The organism is Ruegeria sp. AL12 (assembly GCF_056540885.1).
Genome location: NZ_JBQFXN010000106.1, coordinates 1 through 770, shown reverse-complemented (window position 1 = coordinate 770; position 770 = coordinate 1). Strand labels below are relative to the sequence as shown.

Annotated in this window: 1 protein-coding gene; it reads right to left on the bottom strand. The window is 65.2% G+C overall.

The annotated features are described in order from the left end of the window. Window positions 1-770 (bottom strand): P-type ATPase actuator domain-containing protein (locus tag ACR0C6_RS21670; protein ID WP_480621201.1); only part of this gene is annotated, 770 nt, incomplete at both ends.

The following is a 770-nucleotide window of genomic DNA, read 5'->3' as shown; positions in this document are numbered from 1 at the left end:
GTTGACCTCACCGGCGCTGACGGTCGTGCCCGCTTCGGCAAAGACAGGCAGGGTTTCTCCGGTCAGAAGCGACCGGTCGAGTTCCGATTGGCCCGAGACAATCTCGCCATCCACGGGCATCCGCCCGCCGGGGCGGACCAAGATCAGGTCGCCCACATTCAGCGTCGTAACGGCGACCTCTTCTTCGGCCCCGTCCACCACGCGAATGGCGCGGGGCACTTCGAGCGCGGTGAGCTCCTCGGCCGCGGATCGGGCAGCGGCGCGCGTGCGATAGTCCAAGTATCGCCCTGCCAGCAGGAAGAAGGTCAGCGTCAGGGCGGCGTCGAAATAGGCATGCTCGCCGCTCAGCGCGGTTTCCCACAGCGACGTGACCAGCGCCAGCAAGATCGCCAGCACGATCGGTACATCCATGTTCAGACGACGCACGCGCAAGGCCGACCACGCATTCGCAAAGAAGGGCTGGGCGGAAAAGGCAATCGCAGGCAGCGCAATCGCCGCCGAAATCCAGTGGAACATGTCCCGCGTTGCATCCGCTGCCCCGGACCAGACCGAGACCGACAACAGCATCACGTTCATCGAGGCAAACCCGGCCACCGCCAGCCGCATCAGCAGATCACGCCCCGCCTTGTCAGCCTGCGTGGCGGACAGGGCGCCGGGGTCCAACTCATGCGCTTCAAAACCCGCGTTTTCCAGCACCGGGATCAGATCGGCAGCACGCAGATCGGGCGCGGCTTTGATCATGGCGCGTTTCAGAGTCAGGTTGACGCGCG